Below are 19,937 nucleotides of genomic sequence, written 5' to 3' on the forward strand. Positions count from 1 at the left end.
AGTTGAAAGTTATACGATGCCGCATGGCAACTTTCAACTTTCAACTTTCAATTTTCAACTCTACAGGTATTTACTTATCATTCCCAATAGCTCCTTTGGCTTGATCGGCTTGGCTATATAATCTGTACAGCCTGCTTCCAATGCTTTTTGGCGATCTCCATCGAATGCGTATGCTGTTGCGGCAATGATGGGGAGTTTGCTGTCTTTCTTTCTGATTTCCTTTGTGGCCGTTATGCCATCCATTTTGGGCATATTGATATCCATAAGGATTAAGTCTACGTGGTTATTCTTCCATGTTTCAAGAGCTTCCACTCCATTTACGGCATGTATCAGTGTATATCTGTCTCTTATGATATTCTTTATCAGCAGATAATTGCTATCGGTATCTTCGGCTACCAATATAATAGCTTTTCCTTCTTCCGTATTTATGTCTTCTTCTATATTCGCTATGCTTTCAGTCTCAATTTCTACGGCTTGAATAATCTCTTCTTCATTTCCTGCCGCGGTATATGGATGAGTGAACCAGAAACAGGCACCGCTTCCTTCGGTAGATGTAACTCCGATTTCTCCTCCCATTTGTTCAACGATGCTGCTACAGATAGACAAGCCGAGTCCGGTTCCCTGTACAAAGTTGTTCAACTTCACGAAACGTTGGAAAATACTATCTTGTTTGTCTTCGGCTATGCCGCATCCGGTATCTTCTACAAAGAATTTAATTTTATCCTTTCCTACCATTTCATACCCTACGGTTATGCTTCCTTCGGGGGTAAACTTCATGGCGTTGTTCATGAAATTACCGATCACTTGCATCAGGCGGTTCTTGTCGCTGTTTATATAACATGACGCCATGTGCTTGCCATACAGGATTTTAACCGGGGTATTTTCGGCCTTCATTTTATATGTGTTGATGATTTCGGTGCATAACGCATTGACATCAACTTCGCCATAAGTAAAGTCGAGCGTTCCGGCTTCGATTTTCGAGAGGTCGAGAATGTCCGATATGAGTTGTAGAAGCATATCATTATTTTCTTGTATGATATTCACATATGCTTTCTTTTCTTCCTCTTCCTCTGTGTCGGCCAATAGTCCGGAGAATCCGACAATTGCATTCAGAGGGGTGCGTATCTCATGGCTCATATTGGCAACGAAGGCAGATTTTAGTCTGTCGCTGACTTCTGCTTTTTCTTTAGCTTCGATGAGTTTTTTCTCTGTTTCTTTCAGGTTCGTGATATCATAGTTTACACAGAGCATTTCTAGCTTTGACGGATCGGTGTTGTCAGGGTTTTTGAGTACGTTTACCTGTGTCCAACTTTGTGTGCCGTCTTTATGGTATACACGAAGGTCTTCGGTAAATCCATTGATTTCATCTGCTTTTACTCTGCGTATATGGGCAAATAGTTTCTCCCGGTCTTCGTCGTGGAGATGATTGTAGACGCCAATGATCTGGTTGAGTGGCGTATTGGGCTCTTCTCCTAAATTATAGTACCATTGCGGTACTCCTCCTCCGTTTCGGGTAAGCAGATCGAATTTGCAATAACCTATCTTTCCGTATTTGCTTATGATGGAGAATGAACTTTCGAATTCCGCAATCCGGCTATACGCCTGGTTAATCTCGGTGTTATCAATGTTTATAAACAGATAATTGATAAGATTTCCTTTATTGTCATATAATGGATTTGCTTTGGTGTAAATCTCTATGATTCCACTTTTGCCGGAAGTGTAATAACTGCCAAGAATATCGAATGAATAGCTTATTCGGAATGATGTCGGTTGTTGATTTTGTAACAGGTCGATGGTTTGTTTCGGAATGTTGGGGTTGTCGAAGAGGTTTAGCCCTAAAGCTTCTTCCTTTTGAGTTAGCCCAAACATCTTAACATCACTATTATTCATATCGACCAGGACGCCATTTTTGTCATATAGTTCTATACCTACGGGTAGATTGTCATATATGTTGCGAAGGATTTTCTCGCTGCGGTCCAGTTCCTCATGCATCTTTTGCGATAGTTCTTTGTCTTGAAGTGCATTCTTTTCCGAGCGGTGCAGTTCAACAAAAATGCTGATAATATTGGCGATTGAATGAAACCAGAGTTTATCGTCTTCGCTCCAATCATAGTATCCATCTACAACGTCTATTCCTACATATCCCCAAACTCCGTTCTTGGATACTAAAGGGATGACAAACAGTGACTTGATGTCCTGCACACGAAGTAATTCCTTGGCTTCGAGCGCTACATCGGGCAGGTCTTCTATATCCGATAGAATGATTGAATTGCCGGAAAGTAGCTGGTCGGTCCACCAGTTGTTGTGTGCAATCGGAAGATCAGTCAGAATATCAATTTCCGGATTAATGTTTTCATCTACAATCTCGTATGTGCAGGATTGGGTGTCGTTTTCCCAGTTATACTCAAAAATGTATGCGCGTCCGGCTTTAAACTGCTTTAAGATATCGGTCAGGATCTGGTTGATTACAGCTTCTGTGCTATCGGTTTTCAGGAATGATAGCAGTATCTGAGATACACTGTTGAGTTGGTAAAGCAGATTGTTCAGTCGCAGGGAGGCACCTTTCTCGGGAGATGCGGTTTCCGGGTTGGGAATTACCTGAAAATATCCTGTGGCGATTTCTTCTTGTTGATTATTATACTTCTGGCCAATATATTTCGAACTGACCCAAATTTCTTCATTGCCGGGCGACGACAAAGGAAAAGTCCTTGTTGTACCTACGTTATCTTCGGTTCTTTTTTTCTGCAGAAGGCTTTGGCGATAGTCATTTCTAACCATCTTAATAAAGTCATCCAGGAAAAGATCATTGGATTGTAATTTTAGCAGGTCTTTGGTGAGGTCGGAAACATACATTTGTTGAGTTGTATAGTTTATTTTCCACCATCCTACGTTGAGATCGACCAGTATCTGGCTTAAGATCTCGTTATTTTCTGAATTCATGCTATTAAGCATTAAGTATGTTTTGTTGCAACTAAAGTGATTGGGTGGTATTGTTTTCCCAATAAGGCACAAAGATAATTCATTTGCTTCGTCAAAATGACACAATTTATTCTTTTAATGGCATAATTTAGCGTTATTCAACACATTTTTATTGAAAATAACCGGTTGTAGGGGTGTGATTTTGTCGGGAGTGTATTTTTCCTCGCTTTAATTTCGCAATAAAGCATTCCGAATTAGAATAAATTCCTGATAAAAGTTGTATTTTTGTGAGCAAATTAAAACTCACCTTTATTTTATGCAAGAAAAAATAATAATACTTGATTTTGGCTCGCAAACAACGCAGCTTATTGGACGCAGGGTTCGTGAATTGGATACCTATTGTGAGATTGTGCCTTACAATAAGTTTCCATTTGGTGATCAGTCGGTTAAAGGAGTAATTCTTTCCGGTAGCCCATTCTCTGTATATGACGATAAAGCGTTTAAGGTTGACTTGAGCGAGATCCGCGGAAAATACCCGATCCTGGGAATTTGTTATGGTGCGCAATACATTGCCTATACCAACGGAGGAAAAGTAGAATCTGCCGGAACCCGCGAATATGGCCGTGCTCATTTGGCGTCTTTCGAGGCCGATAATGTATTGTTTAAAGGTGTGAGAGGAAATTCGCAGGTATGGATGAGCCACGGTGATACGATCACAGCTATTCCGGAGAACTTTAAAACGATTGCTTCGACGGATAAGGTGGCTATTGCTGCTTATCAGATTGAAAACGAAAACGTTTGGGGCGTACAGTTCCATCCGGAGGTATTCCATAGTGAAGATGGTACTCAGATTCTGAGAAACTTTATAGCAGATATTTGTAAGTGCAGGCAAGACTGGTCGCCAGCCTCATTTATTGAAAGTACTGTGGCTGAATTGAAAGCGCAGTTGGGCGATGATAAAGTGGTGCTGGCATTGAGCGGTGGGGTAGACTCATCGGTGGTGGCTGTACTGTTGAACAAAGCAATTGGCAAGAATCTGACTTGTGTTTTTGTAGATCATGGTTTGTTGCGTAAGAATGAGTTCAATAACGTATTGAATGATTACGAATGTCTTGGACTTAACGTGATCGGGGTAGACGCTAAAGAAAAGTTCTATAAAGAACTGGAAGGCGTTTCCGAACCTGAAAAGAAACGTAAAGTTATTGGTAAGGGCTTTATTGATGTATTCGATGTAGAGGCTCATAAGCTGAAAGATGTAAAATGGTTGGCGCAAGGTACCATTTATCCGGATATCATTGAATCGCTTTCTATTACAGGAACAGTGATTAAGAGCCACCACAATGTGGGAGGTTTGCCCGAGAAGATGAACCTGAAACTTTGTGAGCCATTGCGCTTGTTGTTTAAAGATGAGGTTCGCCGCGTAGGGCGCGAGTTGGGTATGCCGGAACATCTGATTACCCGTCACCCATTCCCAGGTCCGGGACTTGGTGTGCGTATTCTGGGTGATATCACGCCCGAGAAAGTTCGTGTATTGCAAGATGCCGATGATATCTTTATTCAGGGTTTGCGCGAATGGGGGCTGTATGATAAGGTATGGCAGGCGGGTGTAATTCTGCTTCCTGTACAATCTGTAGGTGTTATGGGTGATGAACGTACGTACGAAAATGCTGTTGCTCTTCGTGCGGTTACTTCTACCGATGCCATGACGGCCGACTGGGCGCATTTACCTTATGACTTCTTGGGTAAGGTTTCCAATGATATCATTAATAAAGTAAAAGGTGTAAACCGCGTAACTTATGATATAAGTTCCAAACCCCCAGCGACCATAGAATGGGAGTGAGAAAAAACCTTTTCTAAGTAATATAGAAGTAGCCTCAACCGTAAAAAGTTGGGGCTATTTCATTTCTATAATTTTGCCGTCTTCTAAAATGGTGTATCTTCTTGTTCCACCGCTTCCTGTGGTGTCTTTTTTATCCCAGGTTGTTGTTACTATAATATTATAATCTGCATCTATGTCAAAAGAGGTGGACTCACGGTTGTTGAAATCCTCATACCATTCTCCTGCTACATATAAGTTTGATACTATTTTGTTGTTCTTTATACTTAAAAGATAGTATCTCTCCGGGAAATCTCCACAGCCCATGTTTACCAACATAAGTTGTACGTCTTTTGAGGTGGATAGTGGGGTGTATTGTATAAAGTAATCGTTGCAACCCCAGTTTTCAAGCCCTTCTATAAATGGGTTATTGTCTAATTCTATTTCTGCACATCCCCTGTATGTTTTATCATCTTTGCATAGGTAAACGTTGTACAAGCTGAGCGACTCCACTAGTCCATAGTTTTGTTCCAGGTTGTTCAGGCCCAGGTAGCTTATTGTTCCAAAAACGCGGCTGTCGGGACTTTTAAACATCATGTAGAATGTAGGGTTTATGTCGGATTCGCTGATGTAAATATCTATACTAAACATCTCTTTTGTGTCGCTTCCCATGTCGTTGAAAATCAACTTCTTGTCGTTTATGAATGCTTGCCAGAAGGGTTCGTAGCCTTCCATGTTAAAGTATAGATTATTTTTGAATAAAGACGAAAGAAAGTCTTTTCCCAGTAGTAGGTCTACTTGTTCTATATCTTTTATTGATTTCCACTTCAGATGATTGTCTTCGAGAACCTTCAAACTACTCTTGCTGTCGTTTAAAGCTCCTACGGAAATGCTTATTTTCTGGCTGTTGGTGTCAATGAATATTTCTTGCGCATTTATCACTACCAATGGTGATGTCATTGCGAGCAGGAGTAAAATGGTTACCGCAGTTTTCATGTTCTAATGTGTGTTGTTTGGGCATGGCTGTCAATGCAATAATAGGAATCTCTGCGCAAAAATACTAAATATCAGGAAAATGAGCACCATGGTTTGCTGAAATTGTCTTTTCTAAAAACATCATGAGTTATGTGGGATGATACTGACGAGAGAATGAAACCCTATAAAAGTGAAGCGCTCCAAACACTTGAGCCGTGTACTGTTTACAGTCAAACGTTCGGGTGTTTACACTTGAGTCGTGTGCTGTTTCCAACGAGCGGCTCAAGTGTAGATATCCGAACGCTAAAGCGCTTTCAACATCAGTGATATACTACAAAAATATGCCTAAAACCGATTTTTAACATCTTATTGAAGACTTTTATAAAATACGCGTGTAAGTAAAATCGGCGAAATGCAATCTTTTTGTACGGTTCCTGAGTTATTTTCTTAATTGGCGCTAAACCAGTCTATCTTCTTAGAGAAATACATAAGTATGGCCAGGATAACGAACAATCCCAGACTGCCGGCCAGCAATGCCAGTGTTTCCAGTTGGATGAGCACGTATATATAAGTATAGAGTGCCAGCAGCAATCCACTCATAATGAGTGCCGGTTTGGTCTTTTTCATGATGCCGCGCATGTATAAACCAATCAATCCTACGGTCAATGCCGCTGCTATAATATATGCCAGTGTAAAACTCATCTGCTCCGACATGGAAAGCAGCAAGCTGTAGAACAGGCAGAGTCCTAGTCCTATAAGCAGATATTGAAGGACGTGGATACGTTTTTTGTCTATCGTTTCTACAAAGAAAATAACCACGAAAGTCAATAAAATAATTAATACCGCATACTTGGCAGTCCGCATGGATTGTTGGTACTGTTCCACCGGCATCCGGAGGTTAACCCCGAACCGGGACTCCTTGATGTCACTGGCGTTACTGAAATTCATAGCTGTTTGCGGATAACTGCGATTCAGGTTCAATACCTGCCATTTGGCCGTGAAACCTTCTTCTGTAACATCGTGCGATTCGGGGAGATAACTGCCATCGAAACTCGGTGTTCCCCAATCTGCCTGCAAATTGATCTTGGTCGTTTTTCCTACCGGGATGAAGAACATAGATTGTGACCCTTTTAACTTGAGGTTGATTTCGTAAGGTATCGTTTGTTCTTTCAGTTCGGGAACGTCAATGATTTTGCTGACACCCGAATAGCCTATTTCTTTGCCGTTCATGCCCGACTCAAAGTCGTAAATCGAGTCGCCTAGCTTAATCTGTATCTGTTCGCTTATTCCTCTCATATCGGCCACTCCCAGGCAGAGCGTTACGTTTTCAAAGCAAATCTTTTCCATGTCGATGCCCCTCTTATTCAGTTCCTCGGGACTGAATGTTCCCTTAAGCGTCAGCGCCGATTGGTAAACATTTACCTCATAGATGCCTCTTCTTCGAATTTCGGTGAAGAGGTTTCCGTCAATCGTTAGCTCATCGGGTAGGAGCGTTAGGTTCTTGGTTTCGGTAGAAATGTTTTTCTTGCCATCAACCATTGATTCATGGGTTATTATGTAGTCAAAGTTAAGGTAAGGTCCGATAATTGTTTGCCGGCCACTCCATTTCTGGCTCACTTCGCCCACTGCTTCATTTTCCGTGTAATCTCTTTCACGGATCAGGTCTTCTATCATATTCATGGGGATGAGTAACAATAGAACTAAAAAACCGATAGTAACCGCTTTAAGCGTTTTTGCGTTGCGCTGAAAGAAACCGGGTTTCTTCTCATTAGGGTAATTGTTTGAGTAATCGCTTAGATTTTCCATACGTTTGAATTATAAGAGTTGATGAATAATTGTGTCGCATTAAAAATCGGATTTCAGAAAGCTTTCCAGGGCAAGTATATGCTCTTTGAATGCTTCTTTCCCTTTTTTAGTAGCTTTATAGATTGTTTTAGGCTTGCGCCCCACGAAGGTTTTCTTACATGAAATGTATCTCAATTCTTCCAATGCACGCGAGTGGCTGGCCAGATTCCCGTCTGTCAATGATAGTTGCTCTTTCAGTGTGTTGAAGTCGACTTCGTCATTAACCACAAGAATAGCCATGATGCCCAGGCGTACTTTGTTTTCGAATGCCCTGTTGATATGGTGAAAGTCTTCCAGCATCTATTTATTCCTTTCATACAAAAAATAAAATAAAATACCGTAAATGATGTGCAATACGCCAAATCCTAAGGTCCAGAACAGCAAGCCGTGCCCTTCAAAGAAGCAATCTAAAAGACCTAAAACAACGAAGGCATAGCCTAGCCATCCGATATTGGAGAATGTGTATTTGGAAACATTTACTAAAGTCATACCATAAAATAACAGCATGACACTTGATGTTAATCCGTAATGACCATGATACAGTAAAGCTATACAGAATAATCCGCCGGTTAACAATGGAATAGAAAAGTTCCAAATTAATCTGTAAGTAAGTTTATTGAATAGTTTCTGCTTTGATTTTCTGGCTTTGTAATATGAAATAGTAAAGGCGGTAATGATCGATGCTATTAATACCCCTGTTGCCAGAATTACGATAACTCTTAATCTTATAGGAGTTGTTACGTTTAAAACCTGAGAGTAATTGTTTGTGGTAATGTCTTGCAGGCCAAGTATATGTACTGCCAGCCAAGAGCCGATTAATGAATATGCCCCGACAAGAACTCCTGTCAAACCACTGAGAGATACGAATTTGGAAGAACGTTCCATTAATTCTTTGATCTCATTTACTGATTGTATTGCTTTTGTTTTATCCATATTAAAAGTACTTTGTATTGCAAAGTTAATTAAGGAAATCTAATAACAAATAGTAGGTGCTGATATTTAAGTATTTTTGGGAATTTCAGTTTGCTGTTTCATTCTTATACTAAAGTATGGTAGGAGGTCCGGAATAGTGTTTTCTTCTCTGTTTAATAGAGTTATGTTATCGTTATCACTAAGAGATCTATTGATTATCTCTTAATGATAATAACAACTAGATGTACAACTAGTAGTTGACTAGATGTACATGTGGTTACTAACTAGATGTACATCTGGTTATTTGCAGGATTAAGACTTATGCTTATAATGTATCAGGATGTAATGTAAAAGGTCTAATCTAACAACGTGTTAGACTAGACCTTCAATTGTGTTTCTTTCTAATGAAAGAGTGTTATTCTGGAATGAGCTTGCTAATTTCGGGTATATAAATGATTTTGCGTCTTAATTCAATTAATCCTTGCTCCTGAAGATCATTGAGTACCCTTGAAACATTCAGGCGCGTATCATCAAGAATCTCGGCCAGATCCTCCATTTTGATGACAATCGTTTTTTCCCCTTCCAGTCTTTCGGCATACATAAGTATGAAATGTATCACTTTGTTTTGGGTACCGCTTGACGGAGTTTTCCATAAACGGCTATAGATAGATTGTGCACGGTTGCTTACGCTGTTTACATAGTTCAGACGGAAAACATCATATTTGAGTAGTTCCTTTAGTACGAGCATTTTGTCTACCGTCATAACGCTAACCTCTGTTTTAGCTACGTAGGTTGATTTAAAATGGGGATTCATGCCAAATAAAGCCTCCGGCTCTATCAGGTAGGGAGTCTTAATCGTTTCGATATATGTAAAGAGCTGGCTGGCTGGAGTTGTCTGTGCGTCAACTTCACCCTTCAAAAGAAAGATGAGTTCTTTGCATGCTGTATCACTTTTTGCGATGATGTCTTCTGCTTTATACTTGATAAAATGTAGCTTTACTCTTCCCAATATATTGGTGAAATCTTCCTGCGAAAGTCCTTGAAATAGCGGAAGTTTGAGTAAAGTGTTGAACATGGTGCTCATAAATGTATCCCTTGTTGGTTTAATAACAAATTTACGAACAATAACACAGGAGTGTTGTAATAATCTCTTTCTTTTTGTTTTTTTTATTATTTCTTAAATTAGTGATGGAGTTTTAGGGGACTATTTAAATAAAATGCATAAAAATGAACTATATTTGCAGAAGTAATTTTAGAACAGAAAGGAGGAACCATGTTTTCGAGCTTTAATTTTCAGGAAATGATCAGTGCGTTTATCGTACTTTTTGCTGTGATAGATATTATTGGTTCTATTCCAATTATCATAAACCTGAAAGAACGGGGACAAAGCGTAAATGCACTGAAAGCAACGCTTATCTCTTTTGCCTTAATGCTGGGCTTCTTCTATGCAGGAGATATGATGTTGAAGCTGTTTCATGTAGATATCGAGTCTTTTGCTGTAGCCGGTGCTATTGTCATTTTCCTGATGGCATTGGAAATGCTGCTCGACGTTGAGATATTTAAGAACCAGGGACCCATAAAATCTGCAACTTTGGTTCCTCTCGTATTCCCTTTGCTGGCTGGTGCCGGCTCTTTTACTACGCTATTATCGCTGCGTGCGGAATATGCCAGCATAAACATACTCATTGCCCTTACGCTCAATATGATCTGGGTGTATTTCGTGGTAAGCATGACCGATAAAGTAGAACGTTTCCTCGGTCGGGGAGGAATCTATCTGATCCGTAAGTTCTTTGGGATCATCCTTATCGCGATTGCAGTTAAACTCTTTATGTCGAATATAACGCTGATGATTGATGCTTTGCAGAAGCAATGACTTGTCTATTATAAGGATGTGAGTTGAAGGTTTTTTAAACCGCAGAGTTACGCGGAGTTACGCAAAGGAACAAATTGTAGTTTAAAACTCTGCGTTAATCTGCGTAACTCTGCGGTTTATCATCATTGTTATCTTTGCTTTCCTCATCCTCCATCTCTTCTTCTGTCTCTTCTTCCTCTTCATCCACAAAAGCTTCAGGTTTCTGCGGACCATATTCCCGGAAAGCAAAAGCACACAGCACACCTGTTATTGCTCCGCTGAGATGCCCTTCCCATGAAGTTGTTTCTTTTGCAAAGAAAGGTAGCATATTCCAGATTAAGCCCCCGTATACAAAGGTGACGAGCAGAGATATGGCAATAAGAGGGATATGCTTTCTTAATAATCCACTGAAAAAGAGGAAAAAGGCCAGGCCATAGATCACTCCGCTTGCTCCGATATGCCATCCGGGTTTTCCGATGGCAAAAGTCAACGCGCCACATCCTATCCAGATGATGAAGAAGATATATGGAGCAATGCTCCTGTAGAAGTAAAACAGGCACCAGGAGAGGAAGAATAACGGTATGGTGTTGGCGAATAAATGGCGGAACCCACTATGTACCAAAGGATGGGCAAATATGCCGAATACTCCTTTCTGTTGGAGTGGGTATACTCCCAGGTGAGTAAAGTCCCAATCCATTCCGATTTCCAGTATTTTTATCATGTATAGAACGAAAATCAGGAACAAAGGAATAACCATTGCAACCAGAATTCGTCGGATATCATGCTTCATATTTCTCTATTATTTCGTTTATTTTGGCGTATTCTACGCATTTTTCTGATTTGTTTTGCAATGCTACAAAGAAAAGGAATAAAAAAGAAAAATAAAGTATCTTTTTATTTTGCTTTCCTGTCATATTTCGTATTTTTGGGAATCCCATAAACAGTTATGGGGACATTTAGATATAAATTAACCTTTAATGAAAGCACAACTATGAGTTATTTACGATTTGACAGGACTCTTATGATTAATTTGGAAGAATCCCTTACCCGGGAAATTCTTCGTACAAATAAATCGGGAGCTTATCATTGTACAACGGTTGTAGATTGTAACACTAGAAAATATCATGGGTTGCTGGTTATTCCGGTACCCAACATTGACGATGAAAATCATGTGTTGCTATCTTCGTTGGATGAAACGGTAATTCAACACGGTGCGGAGTTTAACCTGGGTTTACATAAATATCAAGGAAATAATTTTAGTCCGAAAGGACATAAATATATCCGTGAGTTTGATTGTGAAAAAATCCCGGTGACAACCTATCGTGTGGGAGGCGTTATTCTGACGAAAGAAAAGATCTTTGTACACCACGAAAACCGAATCCTTATTCGCTATACATTAGTCGAAGCACATTCGGCAACTACATTGCGGTTCCGGCCTTTTCTGGCTTTTCGCAGTGTGAGGCAATATACAAACGAGAACCCGACAGCAAGCAGAGAATATCAGGGAGTGGAGAATGGAATTAAAACCTGCATGTATGCCGGTTATCCTGAGTTGTTTATGCAATTCAACAAAAAGAACGAATTCCATTTTATGCCCGACTGGTATCGTGGCATAGAATACCCGAAGGAGCAGGAGCGCGGATACGATTTCCGTGAAGATCTCTACGTTCCGGGTTATTTTGAAGTAGATATAAAGAAAGGCGAGAGCATTGTTTTCTCTGCTGGGATATCCGAAACTTCCCCCCGCCAACTGAAGCGTATGTTCGACGAAGCAGTGGCCGACCGTACCCCACGCGACAGTTTTTTCCATTGTTTGAAAAACTCAGCTCATCAGTTCCATAATAAACAAGAAGGTGAGCATTATATTCTGGCCGGCTATCCCTGGTTTAAATGCCGTGCACGCGATTTATTCGTTTCACTTCCCGGTTTAACTCTGGCTATAGATGAAACGGAAGAGTTTGAGAGTATCATGGCAACTGCTCAAAAAGCCATTTATGACTATATTGCAGAGCAACCATCCGAGTATAAAATATACGAAATGGATGATCCGGATGTGCTGCTCTGGGCTGTCTGGGCGTTACAACAATATGCTAAAGAAACAAACCGGGAAAACTGCCGTACGAAGTATGGTCAGCTTCTTGAAGATATCATGGACTTCTTCCGTAAGCGTAAACATAACAATCTCTTCTTGCACGAAAACGGATTGTTGTATACAAACGGAACAGATAAACCGGTCACCTGGATGAACTCTACAGCAAACGGTCGTCCAGTGATTCCCCGTACGGGCTATATCGTAGAGATCAATGCACTTTGGTATAATGCCATGCGTTTTATAGCCGATTTATTCCGTGAACATAATGAACCGCTGGCTCGTTCTTTAGATGCTCAGGCTGAGGTTACCGGAGTCTCTTTTGTAGAAGTGTTCCGCAATGAGTTTGGTTATCTGCTGGATTATGTAGATGGAAATATGATGGATTGGAGTGTACGTCCTAATATGATCTTCGCAGTGGCGCTCGATTATTCTCCTCTTGACCGTGCACAAAAGAAACAGGTATTGGATATCATAACCAAAGAATTGCTCACTCCTAAAGGAATACGCTCGTTGAGTCCTAAGAGTGGGGGGTATAATCCAAATTATGTAGGCCCTCAGATTCAGCGGGATTATGCTTACCATCAAGGTACTGCGTGGCCCTGGCTGATGGGATTCTATCTGGAAGCTTACCTACGTATCTATAAAATGAGTGGTATCTCCTTTGTAGAACGTCAGTTAATTGGTTTTGAAGAAGAAATTACGGCTCACTGCATTGGCACCATATCCGAGTTATTCGATGGAAATCCGCCTTTCAAAGGACGGGGGGCAATTTCATTTGCAATGAATGTGGCCGAGATCCTGCGTATTCTGAAGCTATTGTCTAAGTTTAATTAATAGGAGGAACGAAAATGAAAGTTTTAATGTTTGGATGGGAGTTTCCTCCGCATATTTTAGGTGGTTTAGGTACTGCCAGCTACGGCCTAACAAAAGGAATGTCTCTCCAAGACGATATGGAAATTACATTCTGTATTCCTAAACCCTGGGGCGATGAAGACCAGAGCTTTTTAAGGATATTGGGAATGAATAGTACGCCAATTGTTTGGCGTAATGTAAGTTGGGACTATGTTAACTCCCGGGTAGGATCGTATATGGACCCACAGTGGTATTATGATTTGAGAGATCATATCTATGCCGATTTTAATTACCTGCATACCAACGACCTGGGCTGTATGGAGTTCTCCGGTCGTTATCCGGATAACTTGCATGAAGAGATAAACAATTATTCTATTGTTGCCGGTGTAGTTGCCCGTCAGCAAGAGTTTGAAATCATTCATTCCCATGACTGGCTGACTTATCCGGCGGGTATTCATGCTAAACAGGTTTCGGGTAAGCCATTGGTTATCCATGTGCACGCAACGGATTTTGACCGTAGCCGGGGTAGCGTAAACCCAACCGTTTATGCGATCGAGAAGAATGGAATGGATCACGCCGATCACATCATGTGTGTTAGCGAACTGACGCGTCAGACGGTGATCCATAAATATTTCCAGGACCCTCGTAAAGTATCTACCGTACATAATGCCGTATCTCCGCTTTCGCAAGAGATTATGGATATAGTTCCACGAAAGAATCCAAAAGAGAAAATCGTGACTTTCCTCGGACGTATTACCATGCAAAAAGGGCCGGAATACTTCGTTGAAGCTGCTGCTATGGTACTGAAACGGACCAAGAACGTTCGCTTTGTCATGGCTGGTAGCGGTGATATGATGGATCAGATGATCCGCCTGGTGGCCGAACGTGGCATAGCCGACCGTTTCCACTTCCCCGGATTCATGAAAGGAAAACAGGTGTATGAGGTGCTCAAAGCCAGTGATGTATATATTATGCCTTCCGTATCGGAACCGTTTGGTATTTCTCCGTTAGAGGCTATGCAGGTGAGTGTTCCGACGATCATCTCCAAGCAATCGGGCTGTGCCGAGATTTTAGAGAAATGTATTAAAACCGATTATTGGGATATTCATGCCATGGCAGATGCCATATACTCCATTTGTACTTACCCTGCTTTATACGAATACCTGCGCGACGAAGGTAAGATCGAAGTCGATCAGATTAAGTGGGAAAACGTGGGCTATAAAGTACGCGGCATTTACGAAGAGGTTTTGAAAAATTATAGATAACAATAAAAAACTTAGATATGAGAACAATCTGTCTTTATTTTGAGATACATCAAATTATTCATTTGAAGCGGTACCGCTTCTTTGAAATCGGCACAGATCACTATTACTATGATGATTATGCTAACGAAACAACGATAACGGAAGTTGCCGAACGTTCTTACATTCCTGCGCTTACTACATTGGTTGGGATGGCAAAGAATCCGGAATTTCCCTTTAAGGTGGCTTTCTCTATTTCAGGCGTAGCCCTGGAACAATTGGAAATCTATGCCCCCGATGTCATTGATTTACTACATCAACTAAACGATACCGGATGCTGTGAGTTCCTGGCCGAGCCTTACTCGCATGGGCTGTCTTCGCTGGGCAATGAAGATTGCTTCAAAGAAGAAGTTATGCGCCAGAGTGAAAAGATGAGGCAGCTATTTGGTAAAACGCCTAAAGTATTCCGTAACTCAAGCCTTGTTTACTCCGATGAAATCGGTGCATTGGTGGCCAGTCTTGGTTTTAAAGGTATGTTGACCGAAGGAGCTAAACATGTTTTGGGATGGAAGAGTCCGCATTACCTGTATCATTGTGCTATGGCGCCAAATCTTAAACTTCTGCTGAGAGATTTTAAACTATCGGATGATATCAGCTTGCGTTTCTCTAACTCGGACTGGAGTGATTATCCTTTATTTGCCGATAAATATATTAGCTGGATTGATGCTTTGCCTCCTGAAGAACAAGTAATCAATATCTTTATGGAGCTTTCGGCTATTGGTATGGCTCAAAGTTTGTCCTCAAATATACTGGAATTCCTTAAGGCGCTGCCGGCGTGTGCTAAAGCAAAGGGTATTACTTTCTCCACTCCGACAGAACTTGTTACGAAATTGAAGTCTGTATCGTCAATTGAGGTTTCTTATCCGATCTCATGGGTGGATGAAGAAAGAGATCTTAGTACCTGGTTGGGTAATGTGATGCAGCGTGAAGCATTTAATAAACTATACAGTATAGCCGAAAGAGTTTATTTGAGCAATGACCGTCGTATTAAGCAAGACTGGGATTATTTGCAGGCAAGTAATAACTTCCGCTTTATGACAACAAAAAACTCGGCTATTGCCCTTTACAGAGGAATATACGATTCGCCTTATGATGCTTTTACCAACTACATGAATATTTTGGGCGACTTTATTAAACGTGTAAATGCCCTTTATCCGGAAGATGTTGACAACGAAGAATTAAACTCTTTATTGACCACGATTAAGAATCAGGATGAGGAATTAACCGAGTTGCATAAAGAATTGGATAAACTAAAAGCTAAAATGGCTAAAGCTGATGCTTCTCCCAAAGAGGCAAAGCCCAAAGCCGCTGCTAAAGCAAAGGCTGATAAGCCCAAGACAGCACCTAAGAAAAAAGCAACGAAGTAATAGTAGATATACTTAAGCAAAAAAAAGAGTGATTCATTTGAATCACTCTTTTTATATCTCAATTTCAGAGAGTTATTTGTATTTCGTATAAATCACCTGTAAATCAAGTGCAGGGCCATCGGGGCCACCTTTGAGCTTTACATAAGTCGGTTTCATGTCATGCTGCACATTGTTAATAGATGAATCTGTCGTATCTAAATATACAGGAATGATTGCTACCGGATTATCCTCCAGCCATTGGTTTACGTTCCAACCCGTACCATTCTTTTCAGCCTCGGCTTTAGCGTCTTCCATCTCTTTAATATAGGTGGTTATAAGCCTCATAATATTAGTGAATGTATATTGATTGTTGCTGATGCTTGTCACATACGATGTGGTGCTATTGGGCAGTTTGTTCTCTTCGAAGAATTTTTCTGCTTCTTTTTCCCTGATTAGCAATACCGATTGGGGTGCACTCATGCTATATTCGTTTGTTTTATCATGATGATATGCATCGAAAACCAATTTTACGGCATTTATGGTATCTTTCTCTAAATCCAGTTTGTCGACAATTTTGTCTATGGGTAAAACTGCTTTAGTATATATACCGGCAGGCGATTTAAGATATGTATGTTCAGTTTCGTCTACTTTAATGTTTATTTCCTCTTCTGCTATTTGTATCTGATTGGATTGGAAAACCTCCATTGTAGAAGCAAATGAACGACTACCTACATACATTGAGTCAACATCACTGTTATGTTTCTTTAGTACATTGCCAAGGCTGTCAAGGTTAAAGCCATTATATGTAATTTCCAGATCGGTAAACTTTACATAGAGTACGGTACCGCTACCCATTTCACTGGTAACATATAGGCCCTTGAAGAAATTTCTGAATGTTTCAGAGTTCTCAAAGTCTTCCGGATGATTCCAGTTACGCTCAATAATTTCTTTACCAATTTCTTTAGGCACCGGAATTCTTACTGTAGGAACATAACTTGAAGTGTATCGGGTTGAATCAGAAAGATCGGCAGCCGAGAATGTTTTTTTGCCTAACAGATCATTTTTTGAGTAGTACTCTTCGGGCTTTATATCTGTATAAAAGTATTTTTCCAGATTCTCATTAAGCCGGTATACACTAACCTGCATAGGTGTAATGGAGTCGCCAAAGAAATCATAATATGTTAAAATTACATCTACACTGATTATAGATTTATCTAAATCCGAACTAATCATGTTTATTGGATTTCTATTGTCGGTTTCGTCATATGGTTTAGGGAATGTCAAACCATCAACGCAGTTAAGTTCGGTAAGATAACTGCCTTCATAATAGCCAAATCCATATTCATTGTCGGTGAAGCGGCCTACATAACCTATGTCTGTTTTGGCATAAACTTTACCATCTTCAAACTTGGCTGACTGTGTTTTAACGTCAAATTTATCGGAATGAACGGTAATTTCGTCCTCACCTGGTAGCATACCTATTCCAAGGTCGCCGGTATTGTCATCGCATCCAAAGAAAATCAACGTTATGAGTACTAACCATAGATTTTTTGCATTCATAGGTTATTGAATGTTAGGTTTATATTTTTATTTGTTTTCAGTTTCCCAAACCTTATCGTAAAGCTCATTGCAAGCATCAACGTATGTATCAGGGTTTTGATAGTCAAGTACTATTTTGCCGCTTTGACGGGCGTAGTCCATCACTTCCTGGTTTACATTTTCGCTGTTTTGTATTACTCCGTCCGAATAGTCGATGGCGAGTTTTAATAGCGTGGCATAATCCACTTCTTTATCGCCAAGTACGGAAACATCTTTCTTGGTGATGCCTTTTAATAGGAGCTTATCCGCAAAATCCGGATTAAATTTGTTCTTGAAGTCTTTATCGTAAACGGAGAATACAATCTTAACATCGCGGAAAGATGGTTCGTCGCAATATGCTTTTTTGATATAAAGCGGTGCCAGTGCGCTGATCCAGCCATGGCAGTGGATTACATCCGGGCACCAACGTAGTTTTTTTACGGTTTCGAGTACACCTCTTGCATAGAAAATGGCTCTGGCGTCATTATCTTCATATTCTACTCCGTTTTCATCTGCTGTCTGAAGTCGGTTCTGGAAGTAATCATCGTTATCAATGAAGTACACCTGCATGCGTGCCGCCTGTATAGAGGCAACCTTAATGATTAGTGGGTGGTCGGTGTCATCTATGATCAGATTCATACCGGAAAGACGTATCACTTCGTGTAGCTGGTTTCTTCTTTCATTGATATCTCCCCATTTCGGCATGAAAGTTCTGATTTCTCTTCCCTTTTCTTGTATGGATTGTGGTAGATATCTTCCGATGTTTGCCATTTCTGACTCAGGAAGGTAAGGAGTGATTTCTTGAGTGATAAATAAAACTTTGTTCGCTTGCGCCATAATTCTTTCGTAAATATTCTGCAAAGATATAAAAAAAAACGCGCATTAAAGCAAATCACGACTTTCTATAATTCCTTATGAATTGTTAAGAGGCTGATAATCAATGCGTGTTTTGTCCTTTACTTTCCTTTGCGAGTAAGTTTCTTTTGATAAATTTCTTCTATTTCTTCTTTATATGGCAAATAATACTTTATTTTGCAGCGTTTTAGTCGAATGCTAAAGCTTAGATACTTGATCAAGAATGAAAATAGTACATACTATCAAGGAGTTACAGGGTGAGCTTTTGAACTATACGTCGGGAGGTAAAACCGTAGGTTTCGTCCCAACGATGGGTGCATTGCATGCCGGACATATTTCGTTGGTGAAATATAGCGTGAATGAGAACGATGTTACTGTGGTGAGCATCTTTGTTAACCCGACTCAGTTTAATGATAAGGAAGACTTGAAGAAGTATCCGCGTACATCGGAGGCTGATTGCCGGTTACTGGAGCCGGTCGGGGTGGATTACGTTTTTGCTCCTTCGGTGGAGGAGATGTATCCTGTTCCCGATATCCGTGAGTTTAGTTATCCTCCGTTGGATACGGTGATGGAGGGTGCGCATCGTCCCGGGCATTTTAATGGGGTTTGCCAGATTGTGAGTAAGCTTTTTGATGCGGTAAAGCCCAATAGGGCCTATTTCGGAGAGAAAGATTTCCAGCAGTTGGCCATCATCAGGGAGATGGTGCGCCGGATGAGGTATGATATTGATATCGTGGGTTGCCCTATTGTTCGCGAGGAGGATGGCTTGGCTATGAGCAGTAGAAATACGCGCCTTTCGGTAAAAGAACGTGAAAATGCTTTAAAAATATCACAGACATTGCTTAAAAGTCGTAACTTTGCAGGCTCATATTCTGTTTATGAGTTACAGAGGTTTGTGGAAGAGGCGATTGCCGATGCCCCGGGCTTGCAATTGGAGTACTTTGCTATAGTAGATGGTAACACGTTGCAAACGGTGGAACGGTGGGATGCTTCGGATTATGTAGTCGGTTGTATAACCGTGTTTTGTGGTGATGTGCGTCTGATAGACAACGTTAAATATAAGGAGCTATAAATATTCAATAAAAACGAACTGTCCTATGATGATAGAAGTGTTGAAGTCAAAGTTGCACTGTGTGCGTATAACGGAAGCCAACCTTAACTATATAGGTAGTATTACGATTGATGAGGACTTAATGGATGCCGCCAATATGATTGCGGGAGAGAAGGTTCAGATTGTCGATAATAATAATGGGGAACGTTTGGAAACCTATATAATTAAAGGGGAGCGCGGTTCGGGACAGATTTGTCTGAATGGTGCTGCTGCCCGGAAGGTTCAGCCGGGTGATATTGTGATTATTATGTCTTATGCTTTAATGGATTTTGAGGAGGCTAAGAGGTTTAAGCCTACGGTGGTCTTTCCTGATCCGGCAACGAATAAGGTGGTTTGATATAACAGATAAAGAAATCCCGTTTCAACTTGATTGGAACGGGATTTCTCCTGAGTTTGGCGCTTTTCTCTCATTCAAATTCGTTTCCACTGACATTCAGTGAGTTATAATTTATTTGTATTCAAATAGGGTGTCCCATCTGTGTG

At 40.6% G+C, this 19,937-nt stretch carries 17 protein-coding genes; 7 read left to right on the top strand and 10 right to left on the bottom strand.

Features of this window, described 5'->3' with window-relative positions; genetic code table 11:
* Positions 1-60 precede the first annotated feature (60 nt).
* Entirely contained in the window at positions 61-2,940 is a 2,880-nt protein-coding gene (locus D0T87_RS21375; RefSeq protein WP_163177921.1) for a response regulator, read from the bottom strand.
* 295 nt (positions 2,941-3,235) lie between these two features.
* On the opposite strand from D0T87_RS21375, the gene guaA reads away from it, so the two are divergent.
* Entirely contained in the window at positions 3,236-4,759 is a 1,524-nt protein-coding gene (gene guaA, locus D0T87_RS21380) for a glutamine-hydrolyzing GMP synthase (RefSeq protein WP_163177923.1), read from the top strand.
* Between the two features lie 54 nt (positions 4,760-4,813).
* Here the strand turns inward: guaA and D0T87_RS21385 are convergent, their stop codons facing one another.
* From D0T87_RS21385 to D0T87_RS21405, 5 genes are all read right to left on the bottom strand, one after another.
* On the bottom strand, positions 4,814-5,731 hold the full coding sequence (locus D0T87_RS21385) for a hypothetical protein (RefSeq protein ID WP_163177925.1): 918 nt from the start codon (positions 5,729-5,731) through the stop codon (positions 4,814-4,816).
* Between the two features lie 426 nt (positions 5,732-6,157).
* Positions 6,158-7,516: a cell envelope integrity protein CreD gene (creD, locus tag D0T87_RS21390; RefSeq protein ID WP_163177927.1), complete on the bottom strand. Its 1,359-nt coding sequence runs from the start codon at positions 7,514-7,516 to the stop codon at positions 6,158-6,160.
* A gap of 39 nt (positions 7,517-7,555) precedes the next feature.
* Complete coding sequence (locus D0T87_RS21395; protein ID WP_163177929.1) at positions 7,556-7,855, bottom strand: transcriptional regulator; 300 nt, start codon at positions 7,853-7,855, stop codon at positions 7,556-7,558.
* The gene (locus D0T87_RS21400; protein WP_163177931.1) at positions 7,856-8,488 is read right to left on the bottom strand and encodes a hypothetical protein; all 633 of its coding nucleotides are present in this window, start codon (positions 8,486-8,488) and stop codon (positions 7,856-7,858) included.
* A 394-nt stretch (positions 8,489-8,882) separates the two neighbouring features.
* A complete protein-coding gene (locus tag D0T87_RS21405; protein WP_163177933.1) occupies positions 8,883-9,551 on the bottom strand; it encodes a Crp/Fnr family transcriptional regulator in 669 nt (222 codons plus the stop codon).
* Positions 9,552-9,740: 189 nt separating this feature from the next.
* Between D0T87_RS21405 and D0T87_RS21410 the strand changes: the two genes are divergently transcribed.
* Positions 9,741-10,340 (top strand): MarC family protein, encoded by a 600-nt coding sequence (locus D0T87_RS21410; protein WP_163177935.1) that lies wholly within the window; start codon positions 9,741-9,743, stop codon positions 10,338-10,340.
* Positions 10,341-10,434: 94 nt separating this feature from the next.
* Here D0T87_RS21410 and D0T87_RS21415 read toward each other — a convergent pair whose 3' ends face one another.
* On the bottom strand, positions 10,435-11,109 hold the full coding sequence (locus D0T87_RS21415; RefSeq protein WP_163177937.1) for a rhomboid family intramembrane serine protease: 675 nt from the start codon (positions 11,107-11,109) through the stop codon (positions 10,435-10,437).
* Positions 11,099-11,233: a hypothetical protein gene (locus D0T87_RS24930; RefSeq protein WP_255495877.1), complete on the bottom strand. Its 135-nt coding sequence runs from the start codon at positions 11,231-11,233 to the stop codon at positions 11,099-11,101. The genes D0T87_RS21415 and D0T87_RS24930 overlap by 11 nt, the downstream gene beginning before the upstream one ends.
* Positions 11,234-11,310: 77 nt before the next feature.
* Here D0T87_RS24930 and D0T87_RS21420 point away from each other — a divergent pair, with 77 nt between their 5' ends.
* Genes D0T87_RS21420 through D0T87_RS21430 form a run of 3 tightly spaced genes read left to right on the top strand, consistent with a single transcriptional unit; the run spans position 11,311 to position 15,931 of the window.
* Positions 11,311-13,245 (top strand): glycogen debranching enzyme N-terminal domain-containing protein, encoded by a 1,935-nt coding sequence (locus D0T87_RS21420; RefSeq protein WP_163177939.1) that lies wholly within the window; start codon positions 11,311-11,313, stop codon positions 13,243-13,245.
* A 14-nt stretch (positions 13,246-13,259) separates the two neighbouring features.
* On the top strand, positions 13,260-14,528 hold the full coding sequence (locus D0T87_RS21425) for a glycosyltransferase (RefSeq protein ID WP_163177941.1): 1,269 nt from the start codon (positions 13,260-13,262) through the stop codon (positions 14,526-14,528).
* Between the two features lie 17 nt (positions 14,529-14,545).
* The gene (locus D0T87_RS21430; protein ID WP_163177943.1) at positions 14,546-15,931 is read left to right on the top strand and encodes a glycoside hydrolase family 57 protein; all 1,386 of its coding nucleotides are present in this window, start codon (positions 14,546-14,548) and stop codon (positions 15,929-15,931) included.
* A gap of 72 nt (positions 15,932-16,003) precedes the next feature.
* On the opposite strand, the gene D0T87_RS21435 is transcribed toward D0T87_RS21430, so the two are convergent.
* Together D0T87_RS21435 and D0T87_RS21440 are read right to left on the bottom strand one after the other, a co-directional pair.
* Entirely contained in the window at positions 16,004-17,470 is a 1,467-nt protein-coding gene (locus D0T87_RS21435; protein ID WP_163177945.1) for a DUF4270 domain-containing protein, read from the bottom strand.
* A 27-nt stretch (positions 17,471-17,497) separates the two neighbouring features.
* Positions 17,498-18,325: a glycogen/starch synthase gene (locus D0T87_RS21440; RefSeq protein WP_163177947.1), complete on the bottom strand. Its 828-nt coding sequence runs from the start codon at positions 18,323-18,325 to the stop codon at positions 17,498-17,500.
* A gap of 241 nt (positions 18,326-18,566) precedes the next feature.
* Between D0T87_RS21440 and panC the strand changes: the two genes are divergently transcribed.
* Entirely contained in the window at positions 18,567-19,415 is an 849-nt protein-coding gene (panC, locus tag D0T87_RS21445; RefSeq protein WP_163177950.1) for a pantoate--beta-alanine ligase, read from the top strand.
* A 25-nt stretch (positions 19,416-19,440) separates the two neighbouring features.
* Positions 19,441-19,791, top strand: coding sequence for an aspartate 1-decarboxylase (panD, locus tag D0T87_RS21450; RefSeq protein ID WP_163177952.1), 351 nt, complete (start codon positions 19,441-19,443; stop codon positions 19,789-19,791).
* Positions 19,792-19,937 lie beyond the last annotated feature (146 nt).

The organism is Bacteroides sp. 51 (genome assembly GCF_010500965.1).
Taxonomy (GTDB): Bacteria; Bacteroidota; Bacteroidia; order Bacteroidales; family Bacteroidaceae; genus Bacteroides.

Excerpts from the sequence above, each read along its gene's own strand:
- D0T87_RS21375 (WP_163177921.1), bottom strand. The coding sequence starts at position 2,940 with ATGAATTCAGAAAATAACGAGATCTTAAGCCAGATACTGGTCGATCTC.
- guaA (WP_163177923.1), top strand. The coding sequence starts at position 3,236 with ATGCAAGAAAAAATAATAATACTTGATTTTGGCTCGCAAACAACGCAG.
- D0T87_RS21385 (WP_163177925.1), bottom strand. The coding sequence starts at position 5,731 with ATGAAAACTGCGGTAACCATTTTACTCCTGCTCGCAATGACATCACCA.
- creD (WP_163177927.1), bottom strand. The coding sequence starts at position 7,516 with ATGGAAAATCTAAGCGATTACTCAAACAATTACCCTAATGAGAAGAAA.
- D0T87_RS21395 (WP_163177929.1), bottom strand. The coding sequence starts at position 7,855 with ATGCTGGAAGACTTTCACCATATCAACAGGGCATTCGAAAACAAAGTA.
- D0T87_RS21400 (WP_163177931.1), bottom strand. The coding sequence starts at position 8,488 with ATGGATAAAACAAAAGCAATACAATCAGTAAATGAGATCAAAGAATTA.
- D0T87_RS21405 (WP_163177933.1), bottom strand. The coding sequence starts at position 9,551 with ATGAGCACCATGTTCAACACTTTACTCAAACTTCCGCTATTTCAAGGA.
- D0T87_RS21410 (WP_163177935.1), top strand. The coding sequence starts at position 9,741 with ATGTTTTCGAGCTTTAATTTTCAGGAAATGATCAGTGCGTTTATCGTA.
- D0T87_RS21415 (WP_163177937.1), bottom strand. The coding sequence starts at position 11,109 with ATGAAGCATGATATCCGACGAATTCTGGTTGCAATGGTTATTCCTTTG.
- D0T87_RS24930 (WP_255495877.1), bottom strand. The coding sequence starts at position 11,233 with ATGACAGGAAAGCAAAATAAAAAGATACTTTATTTTTCTTTTTTATTC.
- D0T87_RS21420 (WP_163177939.1), top strand. The coding sequence starts at position 11,311 with ATGAGTTATTTACGATTTGACAGGACTCTTATGATTAATTTGGAAGAA.
- D0T87_RS21425 (WP_163177941.1), top strand. The coding sequence starts at position 13,260 with ATGAAAGTTTTAATGTTTGGATGGGAGTTTCCTCCGCATATTTTAGGT.
- D0T87_RS21430 (WP_163177943.1), top strand. The coding sequence starts at position 14,546 with ATGAGAACAATCTGTCTTTATTTTGAGATACATCAAATTATTCATTTG.
- D0T87_RS21435 (WP_163177945.1), bottom strand. The coding sequence starts at position 17,470 with ATGAATGCAAAAAATCTATGGTTAGTACTCATAACGTTGATTTTCTTT.
- D0T87_RS21440 (WP_163177947.1), bottom strand. The coding sequence starts at position 18,325 with ATGGCGCAAGCGAACAAAGTTTTATTTATCACTCAAGAAATCACTCCT.
- panC (WP_163177950.1), top strand. The coding sequence starts at position 18,567 with ATGAAAATAGTACATACTATCAAGGAGTTACAGGGTGAGCTTTTGAAC.
- panD (WP_163177952.1), top strand. The coding sequence starts at position 19,441 with ATGATGATAGAAGTGTTGAAGTCAAAGTTGCACTGTGTGCGTATAACG.